We start from the raw sequence: 17,738 nt of genomic DNA, 5'->3' as shown, positions 1-17,738 counted from the left end.
TATAAAAATTCTACCATCCTGGATTCTGTGGGAATCCTGAATATTGTGTCGTATATTTGGTTTGAATCGGCAACCAATTATGTTTCTTGCTAACAGCACGCTTGATCACAACACGCTCTCTTACATTAATCGGTTTTCCATCCTCACCACGATCGAAATCAATCGCTGTCTTTTCCAAATAGCGAGGATCATAATTGCGATTCCAACGACGTAAATCATCAAAACGTTGTCCTTCAAAAGCAAGTTCCACCGCCCGTTCACGAACGATCTCTTCAAAGAAAACATCTTTATTTCTATAATAATTATCTGCAAGATCAGGTAACTGTGCTCGATTACGAACCACGTTCAATGCATCGACAGCTTTCATCGAATAATTGGATGCCGTTGCTGTCGGTCCCCCATTGGAACTGAAGTTAACAGCCTCCGCATACATCAGGTAAATATCTGCCAATCTTAAATAGGGTTTATAAGATTGCAACTGATCCGCTTTAGACGTGGTAAAATCCTTTCCTAAAGGTGCATATCTTAAATAGTAATAACCTGTAGAACTGGCCGGATTGATTCCATTACGATGACGGCCACCGTTATATAGTTGAGCATATTTATCAGATCCTTCTTGATTCCAAATTTGGCATCCGTCATAAAGAATATCTTTATAAAACCGAGGTTCACGGTTGCTCCACGGATCGCTCGGATTATAGCCAGATTCCGGATCATCGATCGGAAGACCGTTTGCCATCGCATAATTTTTGATATAATTATGAGTCGGCACATCAGCGCTCGAACCGCTATTCAAACCAATCGAAGAAGGAACCATGCCTCCTGTTGTGGACCAACGGACACGGCTTCGGTCATAAATCGTAGGCATCATAATACATTCCGTTCCGCCCGGACGTTCATAACTCCATCTCCAGAAACAATCGGTCCAGTTGTTCCATGACTGCATCTTATAAATACCTGTTTCATCGGCCAACTGAAGCAATTCACCAAATGCTTGCGCAGCTTTTGCACACAATTCAGGGTCAAAAGAACTGTTTCCGGTAGCTTCCTCGTTAACCATCGGGCTTGCCGCAAACAAATAGGCCTTCCCTAAATAGCCAAGCGCATGGAATTTGTTGATTCTATCACGGTTATGTCCTTTTGTCGCCTGTCCAGGTTCTGAAAGATCCCAATGATGTGGCAACAGATCGGCTGCCGCACGAAAGTCTTCAACCATTTTAAGAGCCGCTTCCTTAAAGTTCAATCGATTATACTCTTCCGCAAACATATCTTCCACCGGATCGATCACTTTAGTAATATAGGGCATTCCACCCCAAAAACGGCAAATTTCAAAATAAAACCAACCTCTGAAAAATAAAGCCTGTCCTTTCAAATGTTTCCTTTCTTCATCTGTTCCAGAAAACAAACCTTCTTCATCCAATTTGGCGAGAGCCAAGTTTGCCACACGAATTGCATACCAAGCGTTTTCCCAAATTCGTTTGTCACGAGGGTTCCCACTTGTCGGAGAGGCTGCGTGTCCGAAAAAATACGTTTCATTACTCCAGTAATTTCCTTGATCAAACGGATATGGAGACGCACCTAATGTTTCATCCGCAAACAAACAACGGTTCCAAGCCCCTCCCTTATCCGGATCTTGAATACAATTATACATCTGTTCTATAAAACCCTGAAAACTATTGAAATTACCAAACACATCCCTTTCGGTAATATCAGATTCCGGAGATTTATCCAAATAATCTTCACATGAGACTAAACCAATGCCCAATAACAACACCAAGCAAACACTTATGATATAATTAATTTTTTTCATATTCGTTCCTTATTAGAAAGTTATATCAATACCAAGATTAAAGCGTTTCAACGTCGGGTATGCACCGTCTGTAGCCGATCCGCCACTATAAGTCGTCTCTCTGTCATCTGGCAAATCAGACCAAAAGAACAGGTTGTTTCCGTTCAGAAAGACTCGCATATTTTCAATACCCATCTTTTTCACCCAATTTTGTTTATCAAATGAATATCCTAATTCGAGTGTCTTGAAGCGTAAGAAAGAGGCGTCATACACAAAATAATCTCCGATATTCTCACCGGAAGTTTTCCATCTTGGTAGGAAAGAGGAGGCATTCTGATTATCTTTAGACCAATAATCCCTTACATGACCGAACACGATATCCGTATCGTTTCTGAAATTATTAAAAGATATGATACGAGTCGCATTGTTTACACCATAAAACTGGCACATAATGCTGAAGCCTTTATAGCTTGCACCAATCGTGAGTGTAGCTGTGTTCTGCGGTACTTCCGAATAGCCGATCGGAACATTATCCTCTGAGCTTTTAATAATACCGTCAGCCGTATAATCCAATAAATTATAATATCCCGGCAATTTGCTCAAATCGTTTGTTTCGGTCGGGACACTGGCATAAACCTCATCCCAATTGTTATAAAATCCGGTAGCGACAAGGCTCCTTGCTTGCCCAATCCGATAACCGGCTGCTTTCAAATGTTTGAATTGTAAGGGGGGGTCATCTTTGAATATCACCTCATTTTGGTTATGGGTAATCGCCAGTTTAGACCATATATCCCAGTTCTTATTGATTTTCTTATTCAAACTAAGTTCAACCTCAACCCCTTTCGAATTGACCTTTCCGAGATTCGCACTGGGTGGAGTCGTACCGAAGAAGACCGGAACGGAGCGGCTACTACCTCCAATAAGGATATCCGTCCTTTTTTCTGTAAAATAGTCAACCGACAAACCTAACTGGCTTTTGAAAAAGCCGATTTCAAATCCGTAATTGTCTTTTACTGCTTTTTCCCAATGTATATCTGGGTTACCAACCATCGACTCCCTATACATCGTATAAGGACTTGAACCATTAGAAGCATTGTTCAAACGGGCAGTTGAACCATAGGCCATCTGAGACGCATACATCCAACGCCCACCGCCGTTATCGTCACCAACCCAACCTTTACTATATCTAAGTTTCAACCGATCAATCCATTTTATCTTCCAAAATTTCTCGTTTGTCACATACCAGCCCACAGCAAACGAAGGAAAGAAATCGAAGCGATAGCCAGGTCCGAATTTTTCCGATCCGTTATAAGCACCATTCAATTCAAGCAAATAACGAGAATCATAATCATACGTGATACGTCCGACCCAATCTTCCCGATAGTTTTTGAACATATTGCCATACGCATATTCTTCACGCTTCATGATCGCCATCGCGCTGACATTGTGAAGATCGAACCGACGAGCATAGTTCAACTGAAACTGGTACATGGAACGACGCTTTACCGGAATATTGGAATCCCAGTTTGCAGCTTTCACTTCTTCATTACGAATTGTCCACGGACGAATAATCCAATCGTAGTCACTCGTGCTGACCGGCAGATACACCATATATTCGGAAGGATCCTGATCCGGTCCTTCATACAATTTTGGATAGATCTGTCTATACCTCACATTGGTACTCTCTTCTCCCGGCCTAACTGCATTTTGAATATCATAAATGCCGCCTTCACTCCGTATTTCATTATCATAAAAAAGAGACGCTTTGAAAGACAATCCCTTGGTGATAAAGTCAAGATTTTGTTCAATCGTAAAATTAGAATTCAACTGAGTCCTCTTCGTCTGACGGATACCGAGATTATGAATAACCGCCAACGGATTGACCGTATTGTTCCCACCTTCTTGATAAGCTCCCCAATAACCATCGTCATAATAAGGAACAAATAGGTTCGGAGCAAGAAAATAGGTTGCAGACCAAATCCATTGATCCGCCCGGCTCGTACTGCCTTCATTATTGAAGTTGGTATTCTTCTGCGAATAGAATCCTGAAAAGTCAACCGACAATTTGGTAGTTTTCGTCAAATTGAAATCAATATTGCTACGGAAGTTGAAACGATCAAAATTATAGTTCGGATCATAGCCTTTTCCATTGTCTATCCTATTAAACATATCCCCTTCATGTAGATAAGAGACCAGACCATAATACTTGACATTTTTATTACCTCCCCGAGCACTCAAAGTGGCACGGTGCGAGAACCCCATCGTTTTATACATTTCTTTTTCCCAGTCTACATTAGGATAGATCATTTCATATTCTTTGGGGCGCGGACCACGATAACGTTGTACGATTTCATACGGCATATAGGCATCCCAAGATGGTTCGTTCAAAACAACTTCGCGCTCAATGATCTCATTTTTAGCCATCATCGCGTCGTAAGAATCCAATTTATCCGGTTGTTTCGACAACATGGTTCCCGTAGCTGTATAATTGAAGTTTAGCTGAGTCTTTCCTAATTCGCCTCTCTTAGTTGTTATCAAGACTACGCCATTAGCCCCTTTTACACCAAAAACAGCTGTGGCAGATGCATCTTTCAAAATAGACACACTCGCCACTTCGTTTACGTCCAAATTGTTCATACTCCGCTCGACTCCATCGACAAGGATAAGAGGCGCCCCCCCATTCCATGTATTCTGCCCACGGATATACATATTAGTAGAACTGTCACCCGTAGTAATACCACCAGGTTCACCTGAAGAAGTCATCGTCACTAAACCAGGAAGTTGTCCGGTCAAAGCTTCGGTCAAATTTCCAGAGTTACCGGTTCGTTTCAACTCATCCTCTGTAGCCTGAGAGATGGATGCAACCACACTTTCTTTTCTCTGTACACCATAACCTACCACCACGACCTCTTCCAAAGTCTGTGAATCTTCCTCTAATGTCACATTAATTACAGACTTGTTTTTTACGGGAATCTCTACTGAAGAATATCCGATATAAGAAATGACTAAAATTGCATTTTGAGGGACTTCCAAACTATACTTACCATTAACATCGGTAATTGTACCTGTTGTATTTTCTCCTTTAAGAATAACATTTGCTCCAATCACAGGCTCTCCTGTTTGATCCTTAATCACACCTGTCACTTTCTTTTTTACCTGCTGCACTACAGCCTTTTGAGGAGAAGCCACTGCAGTCAAAATAATATCCTTATCAACGACTTCATATGCGATATTGCTATTCTTAAACAAAACATCCAATATCGTAAAGATATCTTTATTGTCTATCGTAAGTGTTACTTTACGATCTACATTTATCAGCTTACTATTATAGAAAAAGTGGAAATTCGATTTATTTTCTATAACATCTAACACTTCTGCTATACTCTTTTTTTCAGCACGAATGGATAGCACTGTATTTCCGGCATAATAATTTGAAGAATATGCCATTTCGACAGAGATAATTAGAAGTAAAAAAACAAAATTGAATACTCGGTAAATACCTGATTTCGTGAAATCAGGTATTTGATAAGATATCTTATCAAACCGGCCAACGTTATTTTTAACCATATTTGTAATTATTGATTTAAGATTAAAACTCAGCCTATACAGACAGGCTATTAATTATTAGACAAAAAAACATTCAGGTCTACTTGCCAGTTCCTTCACTTTCGTAATTAGTTTTTACAATTTATCTCATAAGCATTAAATTTAGGTTGAACATCCATATCTATTTTTTTCTCTTTCGAAGCAGAACCAACTCCCGTTGCTCGGATGAACTATCATCAGTTTCCATTCGTTTGATTATATAATCAATACGAGAAGATATCCGCAGATAATCCAAAACTTGGGGTAGTTCCCGATTTTTAAAAGTCCCGGTAAAGTGATACGAATTCAATATAGAATCTTGTATCTTAAAATCTGCATTATAAAAGTTAGCCAAATGTTTCAAGACCTCAGGCAAAGGTGTCTCTTTAAAAACCAAACATCCCTCTTTCCAAGCTATCTCATTCATAACATCAACTTTCACAACGTCTAATACATTATTAGACAAATCATAAGTGGCTTTTTCAGACGGAGATAAACTTATTTCATTTGACATTCCGTCCAGATCTTTCGTTTCAATGTTAACCGTTCCTTCCACTAACGTCGTTTGTATGATATTCTCTCCTTCATAGGCCTGAACATTAAATTCAGTACCAAGAACTTTCACACTCATCCTATCACCCGACACGCGGACAACAAAAGGATGATCCGGATCATGTTTTACAGAAAAATAAGCTTCCCCTGATAATATGACCCGCCTTTCTTTTTTATCATATATCAATGGATAAGAAAGTGTACTCCCTGAATTCAAATGGACAACAGAACCATCAGGCAGATCCAGACAAGTCCGCACACCTTTATTCGCATAAACCGTTACCTGCTGCGGAACGACAGTTGAAGATTCCCGCAAAAAAAACGAAATGATAGTCGAGATTGCCAAAACACCAATAAAGCATACTGCTATGGCTGAAATCCTATAAAGCCACAATTTTTTCCCCCTATTATTTATTTTTTTTTCAACTTCCCGATATCCCTGTAACCAATCACGCGAAGCAATCCGTTCATGCGTCCGGTTAGCATAGTAAATACGAGCAATCTGCAACAACACTTTTTCGTGCTCCGGATCTTCTTTCAACCAAACACCGACTTGTGCTTTCTCCTCTTTAGAAGCAGTATTCCGGATGTATCTCAAAATAATAGAACTATCCGGTCCATTGACTATCATATATGTATTTTCTGATTCCATTCTATATATATGACAAATCTTAAGAAGATACACCCTAAACGGTTTTGCTGAATTATATCAAATTTTTTATTTAAACAATTCTCATCATGCATTTTCCTGTGGTTCTTCTAATTCTGAATTTTAACATGCTTTATAAACGAATAAAGCAACTTTTCCTTTTTTAAACAGAAAAAACATACGAAAAGATTCGACCCTACATTAGCGTTTTAATTCATTTATCCTTACTTTTGTACAAAGAAATCGAAAACAACGTAGAAGCGTTTAGATATTATTTTGGAACTCGAAATCTGGTAAATTTCTCATCTCCCAAATAATAACCTGAATGCCTGCGCCCTTATAGGCGTGGGATGTTCAGACTTATTATGGGGGATTGGGCATACCAGAGCCTCGGGTTCCTAATAAGTCAAAAACATTTCCCACGCTATTTTTCAAATAACAAAACTAAGGGATATGGATGAAAATAACCTGATAATACTATTGCAACAAGGAGACAAGAATGCTTACAAACAACTGTTTATCAAGTATTACTCCCCCCTTTGCGAATATGCGTCCCAGTATATTTCCGATGATGATTCAGAAGAGCTTGTGCAGGAGTTGATGCTTTTTCTTTGGGAGACACGGGAAAATCTTGTGATCGAGACGTCTTTGAAATCTTATCTGTTTATCTCCACCAAGCACCGTTGCCTCAATGCGATCAGGAAAAACCAGTATCACGAACGTATCCATAGCCAGATATATGAGAAGATAAAAGACCAGTTTGAAGATCCGGACTACTATTTCGTGAATGAACTGACGGAAAACATACAGAAAGCGATCGAGAACCTGCCTGAAACTTACCGGGAGACATTTACACTGAGCCGATTCGGGGAAAAGACGAACGTGCAGATTGCCGAAAAACTCGGAATATCGGTAAAAACCGTCGAGTACAGGATATCGCAGGCACTTAAGATACTCCGCCTCAAATTGAAAGATTATCTGCCGCTTCTGATAAATATCCTGGGCTAAAAGCACATTGACAAAATGTAACTACCATAGCATCTAAATTACGATTAATAACCATAGTAAAACGGAAATACTATGGCAGGTAATATTTTAACGCCTCATATAGACAGCAAGAAAACGTGAACAGCATCAATCTGTCAGAGGAAATATATTCGTTAATAAATCAAAATCAAACCAAACCTTATTAAACTTACGGATAACTTCCGCGTCTATCTTTTCGTACTTAATATCAGATAAGATAAAACAAAAGTTATGAAATCGGGAAGGTATTTTTTTATTCTGTTTTTAATTCTGTTGACTATGCCTGCGTATGCACAGAAAGGCGTAGACATCACCGGAACGGTGATCGAGGAGGGGACCAATGAACCGATCGAACAGGCAACGGTCCGTTTGCTAAGCGTCAAAGACAGCTCCATGATCGGAGGTGTCGCCACATCGCGCAACGGAAGTTTCATTCTCAAGAATATCAAGAACGGCAGCTATTTGCTGCACGTGTCGTTTGTCGGATTCGATCCGCTCTACCAGCCCCTGCGTGTTACAGGGAAGACCAATCCGGTCAAGTTAGGCAAACTCGCACTTGCCGACGGGGCGATCCTGCTGGGCGAAGCTGTCGTGATCGGGAAAGCGCCGGAAGTAACAGTGCGCAACGATACGATGGAGTACAATGCCGATTCCTATAAAACCACGGAAGGTTCCATGCTGGAAGATTTGTTGAAAAAGATGCCGGGCGTGGAAGTGGACAGCGAAGGGAAAATCACGGTCAACGGGAAAGAGATCAAAAAGGTGCTGATCGACGGAAAAGAGTTCTTCTCCGACGACCCGAAAGTGGCCTCCAAGAACCTGCCGTCGAAAATGATCGACAAAGTACAAGTGTTAGACAAACTGAGCGATATGGCCAAGATGACCGGATTCGACGACGGGGATGAGGAAACCGTCATCAACCTGACCGTCAAGCCCGGCATGAAGCAGGGCTGGTTCGGAAATGCTTTTGCCGGTTACGGTAGCGAAGACCGGTACGAAGGGAACTTTATGGTAAACCGTTTCATCAACAACGACCAGCTGACCTTGATGGGAGGCATTAACAATACGAATAATATGGGGTTCTCGGACCTTGCCTCCAGCATGTTCTCAGGGATGGGCGGACCGCGTGGACGCCGGGGCGGAGGGGCCGGCAACGGGATCACGACATCCGGCAACATCGGCCTGAACTTCAGCAAGGAGTTTAATCCGAAGTTGACGGTCGGGGGTAACCTCCGTTATTCTCATTCCGACAACGATGCGATCAGCAAGAGCAACCGGCAGAATATCCTGCCGGGCGACAGCACCTCTTTCTACAACGAGAACAACAACAGCAACACGCGCAGCGACAATGTGGCAGCCGACCTCCGCATGGAATGGAAACCGGACTCGCTCACCCAGATCATCTTCCGTCCGAGTTTCAGCTATAGCGACAGCCATAGCCGCGAAGGGAGCACTTTCAATACGCTGAGCGGAAACCGCGACACGGTCAATATCGGTGAATCCGACTACCTCTCCGACGGAAGCGGGTACAACCTCAACGCCCGCCTTGAATTCAGCCGCAAGCTGAACAGCGAAGGGCGTGTTTTCAGCGGATCTTTATCAGGTGGGCTTAGCGACTCTTACAATAAAGGCTTGAACTATTCGAACACCGAATATCTGATGATGGCAGACGGGATGGACAACGAACTGGTGGACCAGCGTTTCCGTTACGACAACAAAGGGTTCAACTACCGGGCTTATCTATCCTGGGTAGAACCGATCGGCCACAACAACTTCATCCAGGCGACCTACAGCATCCGGCAAAACAAGCAGGAATCTCTGAAAAACTCTTACACCCGTGAAGAGGGAAGCGAAGATTACAATGTGTTGGACACGGCTTACAGCAAGAGCTACCGCAATAACTTCATCAACCAGCAGGTCAGCCTCGCCTTCAAAGCTGTCCGGGCGAAATATGATTACACGGTCGGTCTGACGGTAGACCCGTCTCACAGTACGAGCGAGAACTTCGTAGGCGACACGGTTCTCTCCAAACTGTCGCGTAACGTGGTGAACCTGTCACCGATGGTCCGCTTCAACTATAAATTCGACAAGCGGACAAACCTCCGCATCAACTATCGCGGACGTACCAGCCAGCCCAGCATGACGCAACTGCAACCCGTGGCCGACATCTCCGATCCGCTGAATACGACAATGGGTAATCCGGACTTGAAGCCGACTTACACGAACGACTTGTTCGTCCGTTTCCAGAAATTCGTGCCGGACAAACAAACGGCCCTGATGGTGATGTTGAATTTCGACTATAAAATTAACGATATCGTCAACAAATCGGTCTATGTCGGCAATACCGGTAAGAAGATGACGACCTACGACAACGTAAACGGGAACTACAACGGGAACATCCGCGTCCTGTTCAACACGCCGCTCAAAAACCGTAAATTCTCGATCAACTCCATGACAATGGCCTCATACGCCAACAACAACGGTTTTATCAATGACGAGAAGAACACGAACAAGAATCTGGTTCTGATGGAACGTGCCGGTATCGATTTCCGTTCCGACTATCTGGACCTCGGACTGAACGGCAACATCCGTTATAACGGGACGCAGAACTCACTCCAGGGACAAAGCGAACTGAATGCTTTCAACTACGGTGTGGGCGGAACGACTACGATCTATCTCCCGCTCGATTTCAAGGTGGAAAGCGACATCAACTGGTCGACAAACTCCGGCTATTCAGACGGTTTCAAACAGAACGAAGTGTTGTGGAACGCCTCTGCTTCCAAATCTTTCCTGAAAGGGAACCAGGCGACGCTCCGTTTCAAGATATACGATATCCTGAAACAGCGCAGCAATATCTCCCGCAGCGTAACCGCGAGCTATACGCAGGATTCCGAATACAACACATTGGGTAGCTACTTCATGGTACATTTCATCTACCGCTTCAGTATCTTTAAAGGAGGAGCCAGCATGAACGACGTGCAGGGACCGGGCGGAAGAGGACCGAGACATGGTGGCCCGATGGGTCCGCCTCCGGGTGGAAGATTCTGATGATTTTATGACTCATCCGGCCTTTAATGGAGAGAAAGCATAGGGTGTAGCGGCAGAAGCCTGCGCTGTCTGAGCGAAGCGAATTTCGCAGGCGACAGCGCAGGCTTTGCCCGGAGTAGACCGGACGGTTAAGCCTTGATCTTTTGGTTACTTTTGGACCAAGCCAAAGTAACAGATAAATGTTCGAATCTTCTTAGATTATCCTCTAAATACCCCCTGGTTGTTTTATTTAATTAGGGTTCACACTATCCGGAAAACTCTGTAGATCAGCATGTTGCTGTGAACCCTGTGAATGCAGGATAAAAAAAGGCGGGATCGATCGATAGGATTGGATGATCGTAAACCGGTTTCACAGCCTTCACAACAAATCGCTGGCTATTAGCCTTTTACCGCCGTAAACCCTGTTTTTTAGTTTTGTCATATAAGGGATCTGATTGGTTCCTGTCCCATAAAATACAGGTTATAGGCTAAAAAATACAGCCTTTAGCCTGTCCGGGAAAAGCCTATAGGGTAGCAGGAAAAAGGTAGGCATCTATCCGGCAACCGATGCCGACCTTTTCGGGAAGCGACAGGCATCTATAGGAACAACTTCACATACGAGGTTTGAGTCTGATAGACGCAGATTAAAATAAATAAACAGGATTTCTTGACGCGGATTTCGCGGATAACGCGAATTAAACACCTGATACATATTTCTTATCCGCGTTATTCGCGAAATCCGCGTCAAAATTATATTTGCGTCTATCAGACTCATCTTTTAGCAGATTTGAATCAGAAATGATGATTTACCGGTGTATAATATGGATGGCGTGCCGTAGGCTCTCTTTTGCCGTCTGCTTCAGCAGACGGATAGATGATTGTTCCGGCTTTGCCGGTTCCTATGTGGGTTTTAACCCCTTTAAATATAATCCATAAAGGGGCTAAAGCCCACAAGGGAAGAGGCTTAGCCTCCAGGCCTTTTAAACCGTCTGCTGAAGCAGACGGCAAAAGAGAGCCTGCGGCATAAGGCGCAGCTTTGTCTGTTAGCTCACTGATAAATCATTATTTGTGGTTCAAATCTTCTTAGAAATGAGCCAAGAACGCCTTTATCAGCGAAGGCTCCAATATAGCCGGGTAAATCAAACCGTAAAGCGCTCCGTAGAAGTGGGCGTTATGATTGACATTATCCCCCGCCTTTTTCGCCATATACTGGCAATAGGCCAGGTAGATCACGCCAAAGATAATCCCCGGAATCGGCAGTACGGCAAAAAACAGAATCTTTCCCCACGGGTCCAGAAAGATGGAAGTAAACAAGACGGCCGATACAGCTCCCGAAGCGCCTATCGATACATAATAAGGATCATTGCGCCGGCGGATCAGATCATAAAGGGAAGCGGCAACCATCCCGCCAAAATACAATCCCAGATAGCCGCCCGTACCGAGCCCTAAATAGCCGAAAGCACTCTCCATATACGTCCCGAACGACCAGAAAGTAAACATATTCACAAGCAGGTGCGTCATGTCGGCATGTACGAAACCATGCGTGATCAACCGATACCATTCCCGGTTATGAACCGTGCGGTACGGTATGAATGCCAACTTACGGAACAACTCATGGTTGCCGAAACAGATATAGGACACGATAACCGTGATCCCGATAATAACATAAGTAATCATAGTCTATTCTATATTAATGGTGTCAAATGTAGTAAAGATTGAACAATGTTTCCCTTATATGGTTTACAAAAACAAAGCTTTTGCATTTGCTATTTCCGTTTTAGCTTCCTATCTTTACAAATTACAACATACTGACAGACATAAAAACATCCGGAATGCTGGCACTCATACACATACATATACAATGGATAGTGGGTATAATATTCATCATATTATACTGCGTCACCATTCTCGGATTGGTGCTGGTTATCATCACGGAGAACCGGAATCCATTGAAAACTATCCCCTGGGTGATCGTGCTGTTACTTGCTCCCGGTATCGGGCTCCTGTTCTATTTCTTCTTCGGGCAGGATAACCGGAAGCAACGGATCATCTCCCGGCGCACCTACAAGCGCATCATGAAACGTCCGCAGGCGGGAAAGCTACCGCAAGATACCTGTTCCGTTCCCGCCCCCTACCAGCCATTGGTCACGCTGTTGACAAACAGCAACCAGTCGTCCCTGCTCTACGGAAGCGACATCACGATCTACACGAACGGGGCAGACAAGTTTCACGACCTGTTGGAAGAGATTGCCAAGGCAACCCACCATATCCATATCCAATATTATATCTTCTGCGATGACGAAATCGGGAACAAGGTTAAAGAACTGTTGATCGAGAAAGCCAAAGAAGGTGTCGAAGTCCGTGTCCTTTACGACGACGTGGGCTGCTGGAACGTGAAAGACAAGTTCTTCAAGGAAATGTCGGATGCCGGCATCGAAGTCAATGCTTTCCTGAAAGTGGCGTTCCCGGTCTTCACCAGCAAGGTAAACTACCGGAACCACCGGAAGATCGTTGTCATAGACGGCAAAGTCGGTTTTATGGGCGGCATGAACATTGCAGACCGCTACACGAAAGGGACCAGTTGGGGCACATGGCGGGACACGCATTTCAAGATTACCGGAAAGGGTGTGCACGGTTTGCAGGCGGCTTTCCTGATTGACTGGTATGTGGTCAGCAAGAAACTCCTGAACGACAAGATTTATTATCCGCCGCTTCCGGTCTATTCCGACGATAATATCATGCAGATCTGCACCAGCGGGCCTGTCGGACAATGGCGTACGCTCCTGCAAGCGGCCATCTTCACGGTTGCCAACGCCAAGAAATATGTATTTATCCAGACTCCTTATTTCCTTCCGACCGAAGGACTGAACCAGGCTTTGCAGATAGCGGCTTTGGGAGGCGTAGACGTGCGGCTGATGCTCCCTAAGCGTTCGGACACGCGTACGGCAAACATGGCGACCCACTCTTTCATCGATGAAATGGTAAAGGCTGGCGTCAAGGTCTATTTCTATAAACCGGGATTCCTGCACTCGAAACTGATGGTGGCGGACGACGAACTGACCTGCATCGGTTCCGCCAATATGGACTTCCGCAGCTTCGAGCATAATTTCGAGATCAACGCGTTTGTCTACCAGCCTTCGTTTGCCCAACAAATGAAGAAGGTGTTCCTGCACGACATGCACAGTTGCGAAAGGCTGGTCCCGTCACGCTGGCTGAAGCGTCCGGCCAAGCAGCGCATAGCCGAATCGTTTATGCGTCTGTTTTCTCCCCTTCTTTAATAAAGATGGAAAAGTTCACCGAACCGTAGACGCGGTGCTGGTAGAAATAGGGCAACCCGGAGAAATCATTTGTCTTCGGATGTTCCATCACGAAGATTCCGCCGTCCCGCAACAGGTCGCGTTCGAAGACAAGCTTCGGCACTTCGGGCAATTCTTTCAGGGCATAAGGAGGATCGGCAAAGATGAAATCGAAACGCTGGGCCGGAGCCGAATGGAGATAACGGAAGACATCGCCGCGGATCAGCGTCAGCGAATCCGTTTTCAGCTCTTTAGCGACTTTGGCGATAAAAGAAGCATGCGCATTATTCTTCTCGACAGCCGTCACACTCCGGCATTCGCGTGAAAGCAATTCGAAAGAGATGCTTCCCGTCCCGGCAAAGAGGTCGAGCGCGTCCAACCCTTCAAGGTCGATATGGTTGGAGATCACATTGAAGATATTTTCCTTCGCAAAGTCCGTCGTCGGACGGGCGCTGAAGGTAGACGGGACATCAAAACGGCGCCGTCCGTATATTCCACTTATAATTCGCATAATGATAAAGCTATAAGATCCAGCGGAGCCTGCAACACCTCCGGCCCCAGCAGATAGGCTTCGGAAGGGATCTCCAACGGATCGATGTATTGTAAATAATTCCGCAACGTATTCGTAATAGTACTCCGTAAGGCCACATCGCCGAAAAGACGCAACTGGTCTTTCTGTTGATCCATCCCGGCCTGTTTCCATACATATAATATATAATACAAAATATCGTCCGTATGTTCATACTCGAACGAGTTCACGAAAAGCAGGTTCCCCTGCGCATAGCATGCCACATCCATCTTCCGCCGATGCAGCACGACATACAACTGGCGGGGCAAGCGCGTACGGCTCTGCTTCTTCCACAACGAAAGCAGCGGACTGACGTGATGGACAAAACGGGGATTGACCAGCGAACGGGAACAAAACTCATACACTTCCTCATCCACCCCGAATATCAGTTCTGCCTGTTCGTCTTTCAGCTCATTGCTCAGGCATCGCCCTTCGGGAGAAGAAAATGTGAACGCCAGCAGTTCCGCCTTCTGTTTTTCCTGAAAAACAGCTGACGGCACAAGCGTATATTGGGGAGTGACACAAACCACATTGACCTGTTTGTAGAACCAGGTCAGGAAATCGTTTTCAAAGAAACATTCTTTCAGGGAAGAGACATAAGGTTTTGTCCGGTCGAATTCGACGTCTCTATAAAAGAAACTCTCGTTCACCGAAGGACTGTATGCGGAAAAAGAAAGTCCACCCGACCGGAGCCGGATGGACATTATGTAATTTTCCGAATGATCAGCTGTTAACTTATCAGACAGGTTAATAGCCATAGGCAATCATTAATCTTCCCAGTTACCTGCGTTGTTATTGATTTCTTCGATAGAACCGACGCGCAGACCCGGATATTTGTTCATCTTTTCGGCCTTATCCTTCAAGTTGAAAACCAACTGTTTGTCCAAGTCGCCCAGATAGTCGTCATACAGAACACCGCACTGGAATACTTTTACAGTATAACCGGAACCGGAAGTCAGAGTAGCCGTATCCATAGAGAACTGCACGCTTGCACCCGGTACATTGCGCATATCGTCTACATTATAACCACTGCCGAACAATGTGTCCACAGCTGTTACCCAAACAGTGTCACGTCTGATCAAACCTTTCTTAACGGCTTCTTTCTCTGTCATACCCTTTTCGAGCTGTTCGTCAGTCAAGACACCTTCCTTGATAAGGAACGGCAACTTTTCATCTTTTAAAAACTTACTCAGTTCATCAAAATTGGCTGCATGCACCTTGTGAATGTTCTTGTACTCGATCTGAGCCTTACGGATATCGATCAAACGAGCTTTGATCAAGTTTTCACGACGATCCTTCTCATCTTTAAATTCGATCGGACCCATAATACTTCTGTAGCACATATACGCAAGCAGTAAAACAGCCACAGCCAACAAAATCTTTAATGTAACTTTCATGGTTTATATTGTTTTTTGAATTTATTTCGTTCGGCAAATTTAAAAAAGAATATTTAATACACTACCTTTATCGCGAAAATTATTGCAATCAAAATGATAAATAGTTATTTAAGCCGCCAAATTACGCAAAATTTCCCATATAATCCGACCGAAGACCAGGTTTTGGCGTTAAATGTCCTCTCCGATTTCCTGCTTTCGGAAGAACCGGATTCGCTTTTACTGCTGAAAGGATATGCAGGAACCGGTAAAACTTCGCTGGTCGGAGCCTTGGTGAAGACGATGGCGGAACTAAAACAGAAAAGCATCCTGCTCGCCCCGACCGGACGGGCGGCAAAGGTGTTTTCCGGCTATGCCGAACAGAAAGCGTTTACGATACACAAGAAGATATATCGCCAGAAAGCCTTTTCCAACGAACCGACAGGTTTCCATCCGGCCGACAACTTGCATAAAGACACGCTTTTCATTGTAGACGAAGCCTCCATGATAGCCAATGAAGGGTTGGACTCGTTTGCTTTCGGAACCGGACGTCTGTTGGACGACCTGGTCCAGTATGTCTATTCCGGCGAAAACTGCCGCCTGATCCTGATGGGCGATGTGGCACAGCTTCCTCCCGTCATGCAAACCGAAAGCCCGGCCCTCAACCCGGAAATACTGCGGGGATATAATCTGCAAGTACAGGAGATCACGCTGACCCAGGTTGTCCGCCAAAGCGAAGACTCCGGAATCCTGTTCAATGCCACCCGCCTCCGGGATGCCTTGCGAAACGAGACGGTCGAGATTTTCCCCAAGCTAAGGCTGAAAGGCTTCAGTGATTTCAGGAAGGTAAACGGTGACGAACTGATCGAAGAGATCTCCTCGGCCTACAGCCGGGACGGGATCGAAGAAACCATGATCATTTCGCGTTCCAACAAACGGGCTACCATATATAATAATGGTATCCGCAACCGCATCCTGTACCGGGAAGAAGAACTTTCGTCCGGCGACCGGCTGATGGTTGCCAAGAATAACTATTTCTGGACTGCCGGCAATAAGGAGATGGACTTCATCGCAAACGGCGAAATCATACAGGTGCTACGTGTACGAAGGACTTACGAACTCTACGGTTTCCGCTTTGCCGACGTATCGGTCCGTTTCCAGGATTACGATCTCGAAATGGAAGTCAAGATCCTCCTCGACACTTTGCAGACAGATGCCCCCGCATTGCCGAAAGAGCTTAATGACAAGCTTTTCTATACCATCCTCGAAGATTACGACGATGTCCCGACAAAGGCGGGAAAGATGAAAAAGATGAAAGCCGATCCTCACTACAACGTCCTGCAAGTCAAATTCGCCTATGCCGTCACCTGCCACAAGGCGCAGGGCGGACAGTGGATGAATGTCTTTCTGGATATCGGCTATATCACGGAAGAAATGCTTGGGGAAGATTTCTACCGTTGGCTTTACACCGCCTTTACACGCGCGACCCACCGGCTCTATCTGGTGAATCTGCCGGAAGAGTTCGAAGAGTAACATACGACGAAGCCCCAAAGGCGTTTCCACCTCCGGGGCTTGTTTTCTGTATGCTTTCGTCCTTCACAGGGCTACAGGCTACATTGAACTTTTAATTTCAATATACTTTAGTATTATTAATATTAAATCTGACCGCTTGTTCACCTGTCGCAGGGTAATTGCCGTTTTCACGGCACACGGCCAAACACTTTAGAATTATTTGATTATAAAATATCTTTCTTTTGAGGGTGTGTCAAAACCGACACATCCTCTTTTTATATCGTTTCCTCCTTTTCCCGATATAGTATTTTTCTATGCCGCAATTTTCCGAGTTGTATAAGTAATAATTGCCATTTTCGTT

11 protein-coding genes are annotated in these 17,738 nt (G+C 44.5%); 4 read left to right on the top strand and 7 right to left on the bottom strand.

Annotation, left to right across the window (positions count from 1 at the left end):
* Window positions 1-10 precede the first annotated feature (10 nt).
* The 3 genes from H8S65_RS17760 to H8S65_RS17750 form a co-directional block, all read right to left on the bottom strand.
* Window positions 11-1,810 (bottom strand): RagB/SusD family nutrient uptake outer membrane protein, encoded by a 1,800-nt coding sequence (locus H8S65_RS17760; protein ID WP_186931203.1) that lies wholly within the window; start codon window positions 1,808-1,810, stop codon window positions 11-13.
* Between the two features lie 12 nt (window positions 1,811-1,822).
* Window positions 1,823-5,236 carry a TonB-dependent receptor gene (locus tag H8S65_RS17755; RefSeq protein WP_186931202.1) on the bottom strand — a complete coding sequence of 1,138 codons (3,414 nt, stop codon included), beginning with the start codon at window positions 5,234-5,236 and terminating at the stop codon, window positions 1,823-1,825.
* A gap of 280 nt (window positions 5,237-5,516) precedes the next feature.
* Complete coding sequence (locus H8S65_RS17750) at window positions 5,517-6,578, bottom strand: FecR family protein (RefSeq protein WP_186931201.1); 1,062 nt, start codon at window positions 6,576-6,578, stop codon at window positions 5,517-5,519.
* 450 nt (window positions 6,579-7,028) lie between these two features.
* Here H8S65_RS17750 and H8S65_RS17745 point away from each other — a divergent pair, with 450 nt between their 5' ends.
* The gene (locus H8S65_RS17745; protein WP_186931200.1) at window positions 7,029-7,583 is read left to right on the top strand and encodes an RNA polymerase sigma-70 factor; all 555 of its coding nucleotides are present in this window, start codon (window positions 7,029-7,031) and stop codon (window positions 7,581-7,583) included.
* Window positions 7,584-7,832: 249 nt separating this feature from the next.
* The gene (locus H8S65_RS17740) at window positions 7,833-10,649 is read left to right on the top strand and encodes an outer membrane beta-barrel protein (protein ID WP_186931199.1); all 2,817 of its coding nucleotides are present in this window, start codon (window positions 7,833-7,835) and stop codon (window positions 10,647-10,649) included.
* A gap of 1,062 nt (window positions 10,650-11,711) precedes the next feature.
* On the opposite strand, the gene H8S65_RS17735 is transcribed toward H8S65_RS17740, so the two are convergent.
* On the bottom strand, window positions 11,712-12,305 hold the full coding sequence (locus H8S65_RS17735) for a rhomboid family intramembrane serine protease (RefSeq protein ID WP_186931198.1): 594 nt from the start codon (window positions 12,303-12,305) through the stop codon (window positions 11,712-11,714).
* Between the two features lie 155 nt (window positions 12,306-12,460).
* Here H8S65_RS17735 and cls point away from each other — a divergent pair, with 155 nt between their 5' ends.
* Entirely contained in the window at window positions 12,461-13,906 is a 1,446-nt protein-coding gene (gene cls, locus H8S65_RS17730) for a cardiolipin synthase (protein WP_186931197.1), read from the top strand.
* Here cls and H8S65_RS17725 read toward each other — a convergent pair.
* The 3 genes from H8S65_RS17725 to H8S65_RS17715 are packed head-to-tail and all read right to left on the bottom strand — an operon-like array spanning window position 13,878 to window position 15,889.
* Window positions 13,878-14,435: an RsmD family RNA methyltransferase gene (locus H8S65_RS17725; protein ID WP_186931196.1), complete on the bottom strand. Its 558-nt coding sequence runs from the start codon at window positions 14,433-14,435 to the stop codon at window positions 13,878-13,880. The two genes, cls and H8S65_RS17725, sit on opposite strands and share 29 nt — an antisense overlap.
* Window positions 14,423-15,250 carry a DUF3822 family protein gene (locus H8S65_RS17720; protein ID WP_186931195.1) on the bottom strand — a complete coding sequence of 276 codons (828 nt, stop codon included), beginning with the start codon at window positions 15,248-15,250 and terminating at the stop codon, window positions 14,423-14,425. Before H8S65_RS17720 ends, H8S65_RS17725 begins: the two co-directional genes overlap by 13 nt.
* A gap of 9 nt (window positions 15,251-15,259) precedes the next feature.
* On the bottom strand, window positions 15,260-15,889 hold the full coding sequence (locus tag H8S65_RS17715) for a hypothetical protein (protein WP_186931194.1): 630 nt from the start codon (window positions 15,887-15,889) through the stop codon (window positions 15,260-15,262).
* Between the two features lie 93 nt (window positions 15,890-15,982).
* Here H8S65_RS17715 and H8S65_RS17710 point away from each other — a divergent pair, with 93 nt between their 5' ends.
* Complete coding sequence (locus tag H8S65_RS17710) at window positions 15,983-17,398, top strand: ATP-dependent DNA helicase (protein ID WP_186931193.1); 1,416 nt, start codon at window positions 15,983-15,985, stop codon at window positions 17,396-17,398.
* The last annotated feature ends 340 nt before the right edge of the window (window positions 17,399-17,738 follow it).

This window comes from Parabacteroides hominis (assembly GCF_014287585.1).
Lineage (GTDB): Bacteria > Bacteroidota > Bacteroidia > Bacteroidales > Tannerellaceae > Parabacteroides > Parabacteroides hominis.
The sequence above is the reverse complement of the archived record's forward strand: the minus strand, read 5'-3'. Positions and strand labels throughout refer to the sequence as shown.

Coding starts and splice junctions, on each gene's coding strand:
- H8S65_RS17760 (WP_186931203.1), bottom strand. CDS start 1,810: ATGAAAAAAATTAATTATATCATAAGTGTTTGCTTGGTGTTGTTATTG.
- H8S65_RS17755 (WP_186931202.1), bottom strand. CDS start 5,236: ATGGCATATTCTTCAAATTATTATGCCGGAAATACAGTGCTATCCATT.
- H8S65_RS17750 (WP_186931201.1), bottom strand. CDS start 6,578: ATGGAATCAGAAAATACATATATGATAGTCAATGGACCGGATAGTTCT.
- H8S65_RS17745 (WP_186931200.1), top strand. CDS start 7,029: ATGGATGAAAATAACCTGATAATACTATTGCAACAAGGAGACAAGAAT.
- H8S65_RS17740 (WP_186931199.1), top strand. CDS start 7,833: ATGAAATCGGGAAGGTATTTTTTTATTCTGTTTTTAATTCTGTTGACT.
- H8S65_RS17735 (WP_186931198.1), bottom strand. CDS start 12,305: ATGATTACTTATGTTATTATCGGGATCACGGTTATCGTGTCCTATATC.
- cls (WP_186931197.1), top strand. CDS start 12,461: ATGCTGGCACTCATACACATACATATACAATGGATAGTGGGTATAATA.
- H8S65_RS17725 (WP_186931196.1), bottom strand. CDS start 14,435: ATGCGAATTATAAGTGGAATATACGGACGGCGCCGTTTTGATGTCCCG.
- H8S65_RS17720 (WP_186931195.1), bottom strand. CDS start 15,250: ATGGCTATTAACCTGTCTGATAAGTTAACAGCTGATCATTCGGAAAAT.
- H8S65_RS17715 (WP_186931194.1), bottom strand. CDS start 15,889: ATGAAAGTTACATTAAAGATTTTGTTGGCTGTGGCTGTTTTACTGCTT.
- H8S65_RS17710 (WP_186931193.1), top strand. CDS start 15,983: ATGATAAATAGTTATTTAAGCCGCCAAATTACGCAAAATTTCCCATAT.